The sequence below is a fragment of the Paenibacillus sp. R14(2021) genome (assembly GCF_019431355.1).
In the GTDB taxonomy this organism is placed as follows: Bacteria; Bacillota; Bacilli; order Paenibacillales; family Paenibacillaceae; genus Paenibacillus_Z.
In genome coordinates this window covers 1,799,972-1,815,022 of record NZ_CP080269.1, presented here as the reverse complement: position 1 = coordinate 1,815,022, position 15,051 = coordinate 1,799,972, and the positions used below count along the sequence as shown (strand labels likewise).

General features: G+C 57.3%; 15 protein-coding genes. 14 read left to right on the top strand and 1 reads right to left on the bottom strand.

The features are described 5' to 3' along the window. The first annotated feature begins 1 nt into the window (after nt 1). The 11 genes from KXU80_RS08660 to KXU80_RS08610 all read left to right on the top strand — a co-directional run bounded on the left by KXU80_RS08660 (nt 2) and on the right by KXU80_RS08610 (nt 11,443). The gene (locus tag KXU80_RS08660; RefSeq protein ID WP_219837802.1) at nt 2-1,246 is read left to right on the top strand and encodes a sulfotransferase family protein; all 1,245 of its coding nucleotides are present in this window, start codon (nt 2-4) and stop codon (nt 1,244-1,246) included. Then, nucleotides 1,243-3,189, top strand: a complete 1,947-nt coding sequence (locus tag KXU80_RS08655) for an asparagine synthase-related protein (protein ID WP_219837801.1) — start codon at nt 1,243-1,245, stop codon at nt 3,187-3,189. The genes KXU80_RS08660 and KXU80_RS08655 overlap by 4 nt, the downstream gene beginning before the upstream one ends. A 32-nt stretch (nt 3,190-3,221) precedes the next feature. Then, nucleotides 3,222-3,359, top strand: coding sequence for a paeninodin family lasso peptide (locus tag KXU80_RS08650; protein WP_219837800.1), 138 nt, complete (start codon nt 3,222-3,224; stop codon nt 3,357-3,359). A 95-nt stretch (nt 3,360-3,454) separates the two neighbouring features. Next, on the top strand, nt 3,455-4,405 hold the full coding sequence (locus tag KXU80_RS08645; protein ID WP_219837799.1) for a phosphoenolpyruvate carboxykinase (ATP): 951 nt from the start codon (nt 3,455-3,457) through the stop codon (nt 4,403-4,405). After that, nucleotides 4,402-4,698 (top strand): lasso peptide biosynthesis PqqD family chaperone, encoded by a 297-nt coding sequence (locus KXU80_RS08640; RefSeq protein WP_219837798.1) that lies wholly within the window; start codon nt 4,402-4,404, stop codon nt 4,696-4,698. Before KXU80_RS08645 ends, KXU80_RS08640 begins: the two co-directional genes overlap by 4 nt. Nucleotides 4,699-4,741: 43 nt before the next feature. Continuing rightward, nucleotides 4,742-5,155 (top strand): lasso peptide biosynthesis B2 protein, encoded by a 414-nt coding sequence (locus tag KXU80_RS08635; protein ID WP_219838943.1) that lies wholly within the window; start codon nt 4,742-4,744, stop codon nt 5,153-5,155. A 2-nt stretch (nt 5,156-5,157) separates the two neighbouring features. Continuing rightward, entirely contained in the window at nt 5,158-6,324 is a 1,167-nt protein-coding gene (locus KXU80_RS08630; RefSeq protein WP_219837797.1) for a nucleotidyltransferase domain-containing protein, read from the top strand. Nucleotides 6,325-6,467: 143 nt separating this feature from the next. Continuing rightward, a complete protein-coding gene (locus KXU80_RS08625) occupies nt 6,468-8,408 on the top strand; it encodes an asparagine synthase-related protein (protein WP_219837796.1) in 1,941 nt (646 codons plus the stop codon). Nucleotides 8,409-8,438: 30 nt separating this feature from the next. Then, nucleotides 8,439-8,579 (top strand): paeninodin family lasso peptide, encoded by a 141-nt coding sequence (locus tag KXU80_RS08620; RefSeq protein WP_219837795.1) that lies wholly within the window; start codon nt 8,439-8,441, stop codon nt 8,577-8,579. Nucleotides 8,580-8,683: 104 nt separating this feature from the next. Next, complete coding sequence (locus KXU80_RS08615; protein ID WP_219837794.1) at nt 8,684-9,625, top strand: phosphoenolpyruvate carboxykinase (ATP); 942 nt, start codon at nt 8,684-8,686, stop codon at nt 9,623-9,625. 12 nt (nt 9,626-9,637) lie between these two features. After that, nucleotides 9,638-11,443: an ABC transporter ATP-binding protein gene (locus KXU80_RS08610; protein ID WP_219837793.1), complete on the top strand. Its 1,806-nt coding sequence runs from the start codon at nt 9,638-9,640 to the stop codon at nt 11,441-11,443. A gap of 51 nt (nt 11,444-11,494) precedes the next feature. Here KXU80_RS08610 and cysC read toward each other — a convergent pair whose 3' ends face one another. Further along, nucleotides 11,495-12,106, bottom strand: a complete 612-nt coding sequence (gene cysC, locus KXU80_RS08605; RefSeq protein ID WP_219837792.1) for an adenylyl-sulfate kinase — start codon at nt 12,104-12,106, stop codon at nt 11,495-11,497. A 239-nt stretch (nt 12,107-12,345) separates the two neighbouring features. Here cysC and KXU80_RS08600 point away from each other — a divergent pair, with 239 nt between their 5' ends. The 3 genes from KXU80_RS08600 to KXU80_RS08590 all read left to right on the top strand — a co-directional run bounded on the left by KXU80_RS08600 (nt 12,346) and on the right by KXU80_RS08590 (nt 15,036). Further along, the gene (locus tag KXU80_RS08600; protein WP_219837791.1) at nt 12,346-13,245 is read left to right on the top strand and encodes a helix-turn-helix domain-containing protein; all 900 of its coding nucleotides are present in this window, start codon (nt 12,346-12,348) and stop codon (nt 13,243-13,245) included. 152 nt (nt 13,246-13,397) lie between these two features. After that, entirely contained in the window at nt 13,398-14,210 is an 813-nt protein-coding gene (locus tag KXU80_RS08595; RefSeq protein WP_219837790.1) for an ABC transporter permease, read from the top strand. Between the two features lie 10 nt (nt 14,211-14,220). Further along, nucleotides 14,221-15,036 carry an ABC transporter permease gene (locus KXU80_RS08590; protein WP_219837789.1) on the top strand — a complete coding sequence of 272 codons (816 nt, stop codon included), beginning with the start codon at nt 14,221-14,223 and terminating at the stop codon, nt 15,034-15,036. Nucleotides 15,037-15,051: the final 15 nt, after the last annotated feature.

Here is a 15,051-nt window from a genome sequence, read left to right as displayed (position 1 = left end):
TTTGGTCGATTCGAACGGCAACAATCTTGCCTTCCTGCTCTGCACGCCCAGAAGCGGAAGCTCCTTGGCTACGGTGATGCTGCAAAATCACAGCAAGATGTTCGCCACGCAGGAAATGTGGTTTCTGATGAGTCTCTACGATCTCCGGTCGCCGCAGCGCAGGGCATACGGCGGAACCGGCATTCTCAGCCAGTTTTATAACGGCATCCTGCCGCAGGAAACCTTCGAGGACGCGAGCCGCGCGTTCGCGCTTCAGGCGTACAACGGCTTGCTGCAGAGCAGCGCAGGAGCGGAGCTGGTCATCGACAAGTCGCCCCGATATTATTATTTGCTTGAATTCCTGGATGCGCTGTTTCCGCAATCCAAACGGATCTGGCTCATCCGGAATCCGTTCGCGGTCCTCGCCTCGAACAAGAAAGTGAACAAGCAGAGGGGCGCGGGCTTCGATCTCGCGGGAAGCCTCCGCCATCCGGATTTCGACATGAAAATCGCGGACCTGACCGTCGGGCTGTTCCGGTATTACCATTACTTTGCCGGAGACAACCCGTACGCGCATCGGCTGCATTACGAGAAACTGGTGGCGGAACCGAGGACGCAATTAACCGAGGTTTGCCGGTTTCTCGGCACCGCGTACGAAGAGGGCATGGAAACGTACGGCAATTACATGAATTCCGCCAAGTCCGACTTGTACTTCAGCATGGGCGTAGGCGACCCGTTCGTGGCGAACCATAAGGAGCCCAATCAGGAATCCGTCCATATCTGGAAAGACGTGCTGGACAAGCGCGAGATCGAGCTGTACGGCCGTACGCTCGGGGCGCGGATATTCCGCGAGCTCGGCTATGCCGGGGAGTTGGAGGAAGCCGAGAAGCTGACGGGCGTGCGTTTCGAGCATGAGCCTGACACGGAGCTGATCGCGCTGCGGACCAAACAATTGGCCGAGGCGACCGGCTGCAGATGGGAAGAAGGCTACACGCTGAAATCCGCAGCTGATCCGGGAAGAGGCAGCGCGCCGGCGGAGACGGCCGAAGCGTCTAACGGGCGGCACGCGGAGACGCTTCGGCTGCAGATGACTGCGCGCGCGCTCGAGAAACGCCTGGAGCTCGGCGCCATGGAGCAGCAGCGGCTGAAAGCGCAGCTTGACGCCACGAGCCGAAAGATCAACCGTTTGAAGTCGCTCGTTCCCTTCGGCAGCAGGCTATCGTCCTTGGCATCGGCCTACTTGACCGGCGGCGGGGGGAAGAAATGAGCGCCATCGCGGGTTTGCTCCGGTTCGATGGGCAGCCTGCCGGGTCCGTGGAAGGAGGCGGCATGATGGACGCGATGGAACGCTATGACGCGGACGACGTCCGGACATGGTCAGACGGCCCCGTGTTTCTCGGCTGCCGTTCCAAATGGATCACGCCCGAATCCGTGCACGAACGGCTGCCCTATTACGATCCGGAGCATCGGCTCGCGATCGCTTCGGACGCGATGCTCGACAACCGCGGGGAATTGTTCGACCTGCTGCAGGTTCGGTCCGCCCGCCGCGCCGGCATGACCGACAGCGAGCTCATTCTGCTTGCGTACCGGAAATGGGGGCGCGGTGTGCCAGAACACCTGATCGGCGATTTCGCCTTCGTCATCTGGGACGAAGCGAAGCGGAAGCTCTTCGGCGCAAGGGACCTGTTCGGCCATCGGTGCCTGTATTATCATCGCGACGCCCGGCGGTTCTCCTTCGGCACGACGATGGCGCCCCTGTTCGCGCTGCCTGGCGTGGCGAAGGAGCTGAACGAATCCTGGCTCGCGGAATTCATGGCGATCCCGGAAATGTACGAGTCGACGGACGCCGGCGCCACGCCGTACCGGAACATTCACCAAGTGCCGCCGGCTCACGCGATCGCCGTCTCGGACGGCCAAGTATCGCTCTTCGGCTACGGCTCGCTCGAGCCGAAGGAGATGCTGCGGCTGAAGTCGGACGGCGAGTACGAGGAGGCGTTCCGGGACGTGTTCGGAGAAGCGGTGAAGTCGCGGCTTCGGACGCACCGCCAGGTGGCGGCGACGTTGAGCGGAGGCCTCGACTCGGGAGCCGTAGCCAGCTTCGCGGCCCGCACGCTGCGGGAAGAAGGGAAGACGCTGCACACGTACAGCTACGTCCCGACCGGCGATTTTACCGATTGGACACCCGCGAGCGCGACCGCCGACGAGACCCGGTTCATGAAAGCAACAGCCCGTTATGCGGGAAACATCTCGGATCGGTACATGGACTTCGCGGGCATCAGCCCGATGTCCCAGGTGGACGAGTGGCTGGACATCCTCGAGACGCCGTATAAGTTTTTCGAGAATTCGTTCTGGCTGAAGGGCATGCACGAGCAGGCCGGTCGGCAGGGTGCGGGCGTCCTGCTCACCGGAGCGCGGGGGAACTTCACAGTCTCGTGGGGACCGGCCGTCTACTATTATGCGCTGCTGCTCCGAAAGATGAAATGGCTGCAGTTTATGCGAGAGTTCCGGCAATACAGGGCCAACAAAGGAATTGCAGGCTCAAGGCTGCTGTCCATCATCTGCAAAGAAGCGTTCCCCGTCCTTACGAAGCGGTCGAGCGCGGCCGCGGACAACGCGCCGGACATTCCGACGATGTTGATCCATCCCGATTTTGCCAAGCGGACCGAGGTGTTCGCTAAGCTTCGGGACAGCCGGATCGGCACGAACGGCACCCTGATCCACGATCCGCTGGAGATCCGGAAGGAGAAGCTGCAAAGCTTGGCGGTCGCGAACAAGAACGGCGCCTCGGCGACGAAACTGTCCCTGCGCTACGGCGTATGGGAACGCGATCCGACCTGCGACCCCAGGGTCGTCCGATTCTGCTTCTCGGTACCGGTGGAGCAATATGTGAAGGGCGGCCTCGACCGAGCGCTGATCCGCAGGGCGACAAAGCATTATCTGCCCGACGAGGTCCGGCTGAACCAACGCGTGCGGGGCATTCAGGGGGCCGATTGGGTACACCGCGTCATCCCGGCCTGGAAATCGCTCGAGTGCGAGCTGCTGCAGCTTTGCGCGGACCCCGTCGCGGGACATTATCTCCATGTCGGACGGATCAAGGAAGCCGTGGCGCAGCTCGGCAGGGAACCGCGTCCGGAGCATGCATTCCGGCCGGAGATGCGGATGCTGATGCGGAGCCTGATCATCTACCGGTTCCTGAAGCGGACACTATGATACGTAAATTACTGAAGGGAGGTGAAAACCACATGACAAACCAAGTGAAAAAGGAATGGGCGGTTCCGACTCTGGAATCCCTTGAAGTAAGTGAAACGATGTATGGCAAAGGCAACACGACGATCGACTTCGTTACGACGGACGATATGGACATATACAACCCAAGCTAGTTCTTCTCCTTACTTAATTCCTATCAAGTGTCCTTATATGATCGATAAGGATCATATAAGGACACTTCTTCATTTTGGCGAAAGGAGTGAACGGCATGATTTCTGCGGTACGGCAAACGGTGTATCAAGCATTCGGTCTCAGGATTTCGAGCGAAATTCCGCTGCCCGAGCTGCCTTTATCCGCCGGCGGCGAAGATCGCGCAGGCGCGGATGTCGTCATTGCGACTCGCGTCACGGACCGGTTGGGAGACGAGCTGGAAGCCGTCGGCAGCAATTTCGCGCGCATCGGGAACCGGTTTCTGTTTCTGATCCCGGAAACGGCTTTCTACTGCATCGAAGATGGACAACGCATTACGGTATCGCCTCTAGCGGGAGCGGATCCGGAGAAAGTGCGCGTTTACCTGCTCGGCACCTGCATGGGAGCGCTGCTGATGCTCCGGGGCGTGCTGCCGCTGCATGGAAGCGCGGTCGAGATCGACGGCAAGGCGTATGCCTTCGTTGGCGATTCGGGAGCCGGAAAATCGACGCTCGCGGCGGCTTTCGTCGGCGAGGGGTACCGGCTGGTAAGCGACGACGTCATTGCTGCTTCCTGGGCGGACGGCGGCGGACTGCCCATCGTTTCGCCAGCCTATCCGCAGCAGAAGCTGTGGCGGGAAAGCATTGAGCAGCTTGGCCTAAGCAAGGAGAACGGGAGCTATCGCACGATTTACCGGGAAACGGCGAAATTCGCCGTGCCGGCGACAGAGGGGTTTTGCGATGGACCTGTTCCGCTGGCGGGCGTCTTCGAGCTGGCGAGGCCGCAGGGGGAGGCGACCATCGTCAGACCTTTGCCGAATCTCGAACGGCTGCGCGTCATGCTGCTTCATACGTACCGGAATCGGCTGATTCATCGGCTGGGACTGGAGAAGTGGCATTTCAAGGCGGCGGCGGGCATCGCCGAACAAGCGAAGATCTACCAATTAAGCAGGCCGCAGGCAGGCTTCACGGCCCATCGGCTAGTATCCGAAATCATTCAAACCATCAGAGAAGGAGAGAAAGACAGATGACGAATTTATCCCTAGTGGAACAAACGGTCGTACAATCGACAGGCAGCGTTGTCAGCGATATGAGCGGAGAGAAGGTCATGTTCGTCGTAAGCTCGGGCAAATATTACAATCTTGGCGCGATCGGAGGCAGGGTGTGGGAGCTGATCGCTTCGCCGATTCCTGTCAAACAACTGGTCGACGCGCTTATGGCCGAATACGACGTCGAGCTCTCGGCTTGCGAGAAACAGGTGGAGGCGTTTCTGAAGAACCTGCATGCGGAAGCGTTGATCGAGGTCCGGAAAGGTGAAGCGTAACCTAGCCAAATTTCTGTCGCTACCCACTGAAAAAAAACGGATTATGCTGGAAGCGCTCGCTTATTTGGCCCTGGCACGCGTCATGAAAGCGCTGCCGTTCTCCAGGATCGCGCCTTCTCTTGGGGGACGCGCGCTGGAAACGCCGCTGGTTCACGATCCGTCGGACGAGACGGCGATCCGCCGCGTCGCGCAGGCGGTCCGGGTCATGAGCCGCCACACGGTTTGGGAAAGCCAGTGCCTGGTGAGGGCGATCGCCGCCAAAAAAATGCTGGAACGGCGGAGGATCGAGAGCACGCTTTATTTGGGAACGGCGAGGAACGGCGAAGGGAAGATGATCGCACACGCTTGGCTTCGAAGCGGGCCCTTCTACGTGACCGGAGCCGAGGAAATGCGGATGTTCACGACGGTAGCCGCATTCGGATCGAACAAACGCGCGGAGAGGATGGAAGGTGCCTGAATATGGATCACGATTACACGCTTGATATAAGCGCTTTTCCGGAGGAATTAAACATCATGCTGGCGTTCTTGCGGTCGGATGCCGATTTACAAGCGGATCAATCGGTTATGCCATCGCTGCCGCACATCGATTGGAATCAATTTCTGGAGCTTGTCCAGCATCACCGGGTTTATCCGCAGCTGTACGCCCGGATGAAATCCAGCCAATTGATTCCTGCCGATGTTCTGCAAGCCCTTCATCGCGATTTCACGCAAAATACGTTTCAAATGCTGCGATTGAGCGGTGAAATGGAACGGGTTTGCGTATCCCTTCAGGAGAACGGGATATCGCCGTTAGTCTTGAAAGGGCCGGTGCTCGCCAAGGATTTGTACGGCGATCTCTCGCTCCGCACATCCAAGGATCTCGACATTCTCATTCCGATGGAGAGCGTGGAAGCCGCCGAGAAACAGCTGCTGGGCCTTGGCTACCAGAGCGACGGCCATGGTCCGCGCCTCTTCAATTGGAAGTGGAAGATGCATCATATTTCCTTTACGCACCCGCAGACGGGAATCCAGGTGGAGATCCATTGGCGGCTCAATTCCGACATGGGCAAGGAGCCGCCATTCGATGATCTCTGGAGCCGGAGAAGGCGCAGCCCGCTTTCCAAGCGGGACATCTATCTGCTGGGGAGCGAGGACCTTTTCATGTACCTCGTCTCGCACGGCGCCCGTCACGGCTGGTTTCGGCTGCGCTGGCTGGCGGACATCGACAGGATGGCGCGCCGAAGCCTGGATTGGGGCGCCCTCATTTCGCTCATGCGCCGCTACCAATGCCTGCAGCTGGGCGGGCAGGCGCTCACGCTGGCCGCCGGCTTGTTCCGGACGCCGATTCCGCCTGATGCAGGGCCGATGCTCTCGGGCGCCCATCGGCGGGAACTGGCGGAACGTTCGCTTTATTTCATCCGGGACATCGTCTCGTTCTCTCCGGGCGACAAGGAGCTGGACAGGATGTACAAACGCTACTTGTTCGCCTTGAAGACGAAGCGGCAAAAATCGGTCTACATGTTCAGTCAGCTGTACCCCAGCTTCAGGGATACGGAGGCGCTCCCACTCCCGAAATCGCTGCATTTTCTATATTTCCCTTTACGGCCGTTCGTCTGGATCTGGCGGCAGATGAAGCAGGAAGCGTGAGGCGAGCGGTGCCTGAAAAGCTCGGACGACCCCCTGAAAATTAAATGAATATTCGAATAATTTATGAAGGAATGCAAGGTCTTGGCTGCCGGACCGAATATCCGGACTCCGCGATAGCGAGATCAGCACCATAGGAGGAAATCATGAGCGCAATTGCCGGCATTCTATGCTACGACGATGAATCCGTATCGACTAAGGACGGCGCGAAGCTGATGCAAGCCTTGCAGCGGTACCCGGCCGACGACGCGCAAACCTGGCATGGCGGGTCGGTCTTTCTGGGCTGCCACGCCCAATGGATTACGCCGGAATCGGTTCATGAGCGTTTGCCTTACTATGACGGTCACAGCCGGCTGGCCATTACCGCGGACGCGATCATCGACAACCGGGCGGAATTGTTCGACCGGCTGCAGATCGATTACGGCCGGCGGAAAGGGATGACGGACAGCGAGCTGATTGCCGCTGCCTATCTGAAGTGGGGCAGGGAAGCCCCCCGTTTCTTGATCGGGGACTACGCCTTCGTCATTTGGGACGAGCAGAAGCGGCTCCTGTTCGGCGCCCGCGATTTATTGGGCAACCGGACGCTGTATTATCAGCGGCAGGAACGGCGTTTCGCCTTTTGTACGGTGATCAATCCGTTGTTCGAGCTGTCCGGCGCCAAGAAGGCGGTGAACGAGTCCTGGTTTGCGGAGTTTCTCGCGATTCCCATCATTCTGGATTCCGTCGAAGTGAACGCCACCGTGTATCGCGATATTGAGCAGCTCCCTCCCGCGCACTGGCTTGCGGTGGAAGACGGGAAGCTGACGCTTGGGCAGTACGATAAGATCGAAGCGCCCCGGGAGTCGCTGCGGCTGAAGTCGAACGGTGAATACGAGGAAGCGTTTCGCGACGTGTTTCGGGAAGCCGTCTCATCGAAGCTCCGGACGTTCCGCCGGGTCGGCGCGAGCTTGAGCGGCGGATTGGACTCCGGCGCGGTCATCGGCTTCGCCGCGGACCCGCTGCGCAAGGAAGGGAAAACCTTACATACATACAGTTACGTGCCATCGAACGATTTCGTGGATTGGACGCCGAGAAGGATGGTGGCCGACGAAAGTCCATACATTCAAGCTACCGTCCGGCATGTCGGGAATATCGCGCACAACGGTCTGGATTTTGGAGACCGGGACTCGTTCGGGGAGATCGACGATTTGATCGGCCTCCTGGAAGCACCCTATAAGTTCTTCGAGAACTCGTTCTGGATCAAAGGTATTCTTGAACGGGCGCAGCAGGACGGCGTTTCCGTGCTGCTGACGGGCGCGCGCGGGAATTACAGCATTTCCTGGGGACCGGCGATGGACTATTACGCCCAGCTGCTAAGGAAGCTGCGTTGGTTCCGTTTCTACCGCGAGCTCAAGCACTATGGGCGGCGCATGAATATCGGCCGTTCGCGGTTGCTGCCCATTCTCGGCAAACAAGCCTTTCCCTTTGCGGCTAGATCCGTTAACGCTACAGGCTCGGCGGGCGAAACGCCGCAGGTCATCCATCCGGATTTCGCGGCAAGAACAGGCGTGTTCGAGAAGCTGAAACGGCATGACGTCGGCTTGGACGGCTGCGTCTTCGACGAGTTCGAGGCCAGGGACTATCAGTTCGGAAATTTGGCGACCTCGAACCACCAAGGGACGTCCGTCACCAAGTTTTCCTTGCGCTACGGCGTGTGGGAACGGGATCCGACCGCCGATCCGCGGGTGGTCCGCTTCTGCCTGTCCGTGCCGATCGAGCAGTACGTCCAGAACGGCATGGACCGCTCGCTCGTCCGCAGGGCGACCGCCTCGTATTTGCCGGACGACGTGCGGCTGAATCAGCGCGTCCGCGGCGTCCAAGGGGCGGATTGGATCCACCGCATGCTGCCCGCATGGCGCTATTTTACCGAGGAGCTGCGGAAGCTATGCCGCGACCCCGTCGCCGCGCATTATTTGAACGTGGATCAGATCAAGGCTTCGCTCGAGAAAATCGGCCCGGCCCCCAAGCCGGAATTCGCTTACGACGCGGATGCCAGGCTCTTGATGCGGGCTCTGATCGCCTGGCGGTTCTTGCGGCAATTGGCGTGAGAAGCCGCACCTGAAAGGAGGTGAACAACAATGGAAAAGCAAACTCTGAAAGCTTGGCAACAGCCGATGCTGGAAGTACTCGACGTCAACGAGACGATGGGCGGACCGAACGGGGTAATCCCGGACAAGAACGGTAAAGGCGGCCATAACAATCATCCCCACGAATCGTAAATGCCTGCATTAAACGACGGAACGACGGCCCTTATGCGGAATCTTGCGTATAAGGGCCGTTTCATCATTTGTATCGACTCTTACTTGAAGAAAAGGTGAGCAAAATGAACCCTAACCCTGCTGCGTCGCGAACGGTTTATAAGGCATTCGGGCTGACGATTGCAAGCGAAATCGTCATGCCGGAGCTGCTCCGGGAGTCCGAACAAACCGGCGAGGCGGATGTATATATCGAGTTGGAAGACTTGTCTCACGCGTGGAACGAGCGAAGCGGCAGCGACGACCATTATGCGTTCGGCGACGGCGAATTCATGCTGAACATCGAAGGCGCGGGCATCTACCGCGTGCGCGGAGGAAGCCGGATCAGCGTTTCGCCTGCGGCCGGAGCCGAAGCGACCACCGTTCGGTTGTACCTGCTCGGCACCTGCATGGGCGCCCTGCTGTTTCAGCGCCAGCTGCTGCCGCTGCATGGAAGCGCCGTCGTCATCGGCGGCAAAGCCTATGCATTCGTGGGCGATTCCGGCGCGGGCAAATCGACGCTGGCCGCCGCTTTTTTGAAGCTCGGCTACCCGCTTCTGACCGACGACGTCATTGCCGTCACGCTCTCCCGCGACCGCGTCCCCTTCGTCATTCCCGCCTACCCGCAGCAAAAGCTGTGGCAGGAAAGCATCGATAAGCTCGGCATGCAATCCGGCCGCTATCTTCCACTGTACCAGACCAAATTCGCGATACCCGTGGCGTCCCAGTTCTGCAAGGAGCCCGTTCCGCTTGCCGGCATCTTCGAACTCGTGAAATCGGACGGGGAGGAAACGGAAATTCGTCGTCTGCGGGGATTGGAGCGGCTGCCGACCGTGCGTTACCATACCTACCGGCAATTTCTGATTTCCGATCTGGGCTTGGACCATCGGCATTTCTCGACCTCCGTATCGCTCGTCGAGCGCATCGGCATGTACCAATTGCGCAGGCCGGCCGCGGGATTTACCGTTGACGAGCTGGTCAACCGCATTCTGGCCGCGGTGGATGAAGGCGCGAAGATTTCGCACGGATAAGGAGAGATCGAAGTGAAGCATCTGCTGAGATACATCAACAAACTGCGCGAATATGCCGGGATCAAGCTCTATGTCAATCTGATCGGCATGACGGTCATCAGCTTCCTAGAGGGCATCGGGATCTTCCTGCTCATTCCCGCGCTTGGCCTGATTGGCATCTTCCACATGGACACGGGCGGCATCCCGTTCGTGTCCGGATTGGTCGAACCGCTGAAGGCAATTCCAGAAGGGGCGCGTCTCGCCGTGCTGCTTGGCGGGTTCACGCTGCTCATTACGGGTCAGGCGCTGATGCAGCGCAAGCAAACGAATTTGAATTTGGAGATTCAGCACGGATTCATCCGGTACCTTCGGGAGGATATCTATCGGGGCTTGCTGCAGGCCAATTGGGCGTTTTTCCTGAAAAACCGCAGTTCTGATTTCACGCATATCATGACGAACGAGCTGCTGCGCGTCAGCATGAGCACGTATCTCGCGCTGCGATTATCGACGACGCTGCTCTTTACCGCCGTTCAAATCGGCTTCGCGTTGTGGCTCTCGGTCAAGCTGACGGCCATGGTCCTGATCTGCGGCCTGGCGGTCGCGGTCTATTCCAGCAAGTTCATCAAGCAGTCGAAGAACATCGGGGATCAGACCTCGGAGCTGGCGCAGCAGTACATCGGCGGGATGACCGATCACTTCGGCGGCATGAAGGACATCAAGAGCAACATGACCGAAGCGCATCATCTATCGTGGTTCCGGGCGCTGTGCGGCCAGATGGAGCATAATCTGGTCCATTTCGGGAGAACGCAGTCCGCCTCCCAGTTCGTCTATAAGGTCGCTTCCGTCGTGCTCATCTCGCTGTTCGTTTATCTATCCTTGGAAGCGTTCCGCGTGCCAGCCGAAAATCTCGTCCTGATCATCGTCATCTTCTCCCGCCTATGGCCGAAATTTTCGACGCTGCAGGCCAACTGGGAGCAGATCGCCCAATCGCTGCCGGCGTTCAAGAGCCTGACGGATCTGGAACGGGAATGCGCGGCGGCCAAGGAGCTGGATTCCTTTAACGACGCCGTATCCAAGGGCAAGCCTTTGCGCATGGCGGAAGGCATCGAATGCCGCGGCATTTCTTACCGGTATGACAACAGCGGATCGTCCTACGCCCTGCATAATGTCAGCCTGTCGGTCCCGGTGAACAGCATGACGGCGATCGTCGGCAAATCCGGCGCCGGCAAGAGCACCCTGATCGATATTCTGATTGGACTCATCAAGCCGGAAGAAGGAGAAGTCCTGGTAGACGGAGTGCGTCTCGCGAACGACGATGGCTTCTCGCTGCGACGGTCCGTGAGCTACGTTTCGCAGGATCCGTTCCTGTTCCATGCCAGCATCAGGGAAAACCTGCTCATTGCCGCTCCGGAAGCCGACGAGGATCAAATGTGGGAAGCGCTGCGTTTCTCGGCTTCAGATGAATTCGTGCGAATTCTGCCCCAAGGGCTGGATACGGTCCTCGGAGACCGCGGGGTACGGCTTTCGGGAGGGGAACGGCAGCGGATCGTGTTGGCGCGGGCGATTCTGAGGAAGCCTTCGATTCTGATATTGGACGAGGCCACCAGCGCGCTGGACAGCGAGAATGAAGCGAAAATCCAGCACGCGCTCGACCGGTTGAAGGGGAAAACGACCATCATCGTCATTGCCCACCGGCTGTCGACGATTCGAAACGCGGATCAAGTCCTCGTCTTGGATAACGGAAAGGTGATCCAGCGGGGCGGCTATCAGCAGCTCTCCGCGGATACCAAGGGGACGTTCAGCAAACTGCTGGAGTTTCAAGCCGGGGTACACGCATAATCCGATCCGCAGCATGGCGGCAGCGACCCGCAAGCTGGGGCGGAAGGGAGCTCAACAGCTTGCGAGGTAGTTCCGTTCCTCGAGATAAGCGAGCAAAGCGGCCAGCGACTGGTCGATCGTCATCTTCTCCGTATCGATAATCAGGTCAGGATTGCCGGGGACGTCGTATTTGCCGTCGATTCCCGTAAAATTGCTGATCTGTCCGCTTCTTGCCTTCTTATACAATCCTTTCGGATCCCTCTTCTCGCATTCCATGAGCGAGCATTTCACGTAAATTTCGATAAAATCCCCAGGCGGAAACATTGCTTTAACCATCTGGCGGTCCTTTTCGTCCGGCGAGATGAATGCCGACAGAACGAACAGGCCGGCATCTGCGAACAGCTTCGAAACTTCCCCGATCCGGCGGATGTTTTCTTTCCTATCCTCGCTCGAGAATCCGAGATCACGATTGAGGCCGTGCCGGATATTGTCCCCGTCCAAGACGTAGGAGGCGATATTCCTGGCATGAAGCGTCTGCTCGAGCGCGAAGGCGAGCGTCGATTTGCCCGATCCGGACAAGCCCGTGAACCAGAGCGCGCAGTTATTATGGTTGTTTCGCTCGCGTCGGTCCTCTCTCGTAACCATGGAATGCTGCCATGAAATATTGCTGCTCTTGTGCTGCATGGTTTCATCTCCTCTGTGATGCCTCGATGTCTCTTTCTTCTACTATCTATTCTATCATAGAGTACCTGCGATATTATCGCCGCTCGCCATAATGAGGCTTTCGTACCGGTTCGAAATGCCGTTCCAAGGCCGCGCCGGAAATTTTACGGAAGTTGCTCTTTTTTGGTTTTGAGTATTCCTCGCGCCGGATATGTCTGATAAAATAAACGGACGTAATCCTATACAGGGAGGCTTTATTCTTGTCGTCCGAACCGCTTCTTACCTTTCTGTCGCCGCCGCTGCCTTATTTTATCGAATCCAACCGCGGAACGTATCCGAAAGGCGGCGAGCATCCGAATCGCCGGAATATTGGCGTGTTTGATCTCTTGTTTGTTCACAGCGGCACCTTGTACGTAGGCGAAGAATCCAGCACATGGGAAGTCGGGCCGGGACAGATGTTAATCTTGAGGCCGGATCGATGGCATTACCCAACCAAGCCCTGCACGGAAGAGACGGTATTCGACTGGGTTCATTTCCAGACGGCCGGTCCATGGGAAGAGCTCGGCAGCGCCAACTGCGGCACGCTTCGAGGCGATTATTATTCTTATGCGATCCGACTTCCGCGCACGATGACGTTCTCGTATCCGGAAGAAGCCATTTCCTTATTCGGCAAGCTGCATGATGCGGCAATCGGCACCTCCCATGCGGCGTTCTGGCAGCGGCAGCAGTGGTTTCTCCATCTCCTTCAGCTCTTCGACGAAGGCTGGCGAAGCGATGCGGCCAAAGCTCCGATCGCCGTAGCTGAAGAGGCGGCTGCGTATTTAAAAATGAACTTCCGCACGACCGTCACGAACGGCAAGCTGGGCGAGGTCATGGGACTGCACCCCAACTATATTGCCAGATGTATGGGCGAAGTGTTCGACTGCACGCCGCAGCAGTATTTGCTGTCGTACCGGATGGACCAGGCGAAGCTGATGCTGATGAAGACGAACTGGCCGATTTCGCGGATCGCGGACGAGACCGGCTTTAAGCAGACCCCGCATTTCTCGCGCTCCTTCGCCGAGCATGTCGGCATCACGCCGCTGTCTTATCGTAAGCGCTTCACCGGCAGTGCGCTGTCGAGGCCGGTTGTTTCCGATAACGACGACGATATCGAGTAACCACGATTAGGAAGCAGATTAGGGCTGTCCCATCGGTCATACGAGATGACCGGGGGACGGCTTTTTTGTTCAAAGCTTGCATGCGCCTAAATCTATTGCCAATTCTATCAAATCCTCATATACTTGAATGGATTTACAAAAATTAGGCGGTATTGGCGGGTGAGCGTGTGCTGCATGCGTATTGGTATATGACGAAGATGCGTTTACTTACGAATTTAACGTATCGATTCGAAGTGTTCGCGTCCGTCGGAACGAACCTGATTATGATGATTGCTGTCGTATATTTGTGGAAAGCCGCATACGGCAACGGAATCGTGCAGCCCGATTCGGCTGCGCTGCATGAGTTGATCGTCTATACGATCATTTCGGTGTTAATGGGGAGCATGTTCATCTGCGACGTGCAGGATACGATTTTTTACCGTATTCGAGAGGGACAAATTGTAACCGATTTCTATCGTCCCGTCCCGCTGCTCGCCAGCTACCTTGCAGATGATTTGGGCAGTATGTTAAGCGCTTTCTTAAATCAAGTACTGCCTTTGTTCGTGTTTGCCTCATTGTTCTTCGGGGTTCCATGGCCTGCGTCGGCCGAAGCTTTCCTCTTATTCATACCGAGCTGTATTTTGAGCTATGCGATCTTGTGGCTGCTGAGCGCATTGGTCGGTTTGATTGCTTTCTGGGTCATGGAGCTTGGCAATATCGGCATCGTGAAGAACGCGATCGTGCGTATTTTGTCCGGAAGCTTGGTGCCGCTCTGGTTCTTCCCGGGCAAGGTGCAGACGATATCGAATTACTTGCCTTTTAAGTATACGTATCAGACGCCGATCAGCATCTATATCGGGCAGACAAATGCGGCAGCGGCTGCGGAATCCATGCTGATTCAACTGGCATGGATCGCCGTATTGCTGCTCGCCGCAGCGCGCTTCTGGAAGCTGACCAAGAAGAAAACACTCATACAAGGAGGATGATGATTCGACTATGGCAGCTGCATTCAAGCATTACGGATCGGTCGCGGCTTGTTTTATGCGGCTTACGATTCAGCGCCAGCTGGAGTATCCGCTCTTTTTGGTCAGCTGGCTGGTGATGATTCCGATCCAATATTTCTCGGGCATATGGGTACTGCAGATGATTTTAAGCCGGTTCCATACGCTCGGCGGGTGGGAGTTTCCCGAATTAACGTTTATTTTTGGACTGTCCCTGCTCAGCCACGGGCTGCTCGTCGTCTTCTTCATCAACACCTGGCATATGGATAATATGGTCATCAACGGCGGGTTTGACCGGCTGCTGCTCAGACCGCTCAACGTGTTCTTTCAGCTCATCTCCAGCTATTTTAATTTTATCGGGCTGATTGATTTGATCCCGGGCACGATTATATTCTTGTACGGCTGCAGTCAGATTGGCTTCGAATGGTCGCTGGTCAACATCTGCAAGCTTATCCTCGTTGTGATTGGCGGCGTGCTGATTCGCGCGTCGTTGTTCATCTGCCTTGGCACCATCGCTTTCTGGACCAAACGCAGCGCATCCTTAGTGGGCTTCGCGCTCTCCATGCTGGAACGCGGAGCGATGTATCCGCTCACGATTTATCCGTATGCGATCCAAGTGTTGTTTACGTTTCTGATTCCGATCGGCTTTATCAGCTTCTATCCAGCCGTTGAGTTTACAGGTAAAACAAGCGGATTTCATATTCCGTTCGATCTTGCGTTATGGACGCCGGTAATCGGAATCGTATGTTTTGTACTATCGCAGCAATTGTTCAAGCTCGGTCTCAAAAACTATGAAAGCGCGGGCTCATAAGCCGCTGGGAGGATT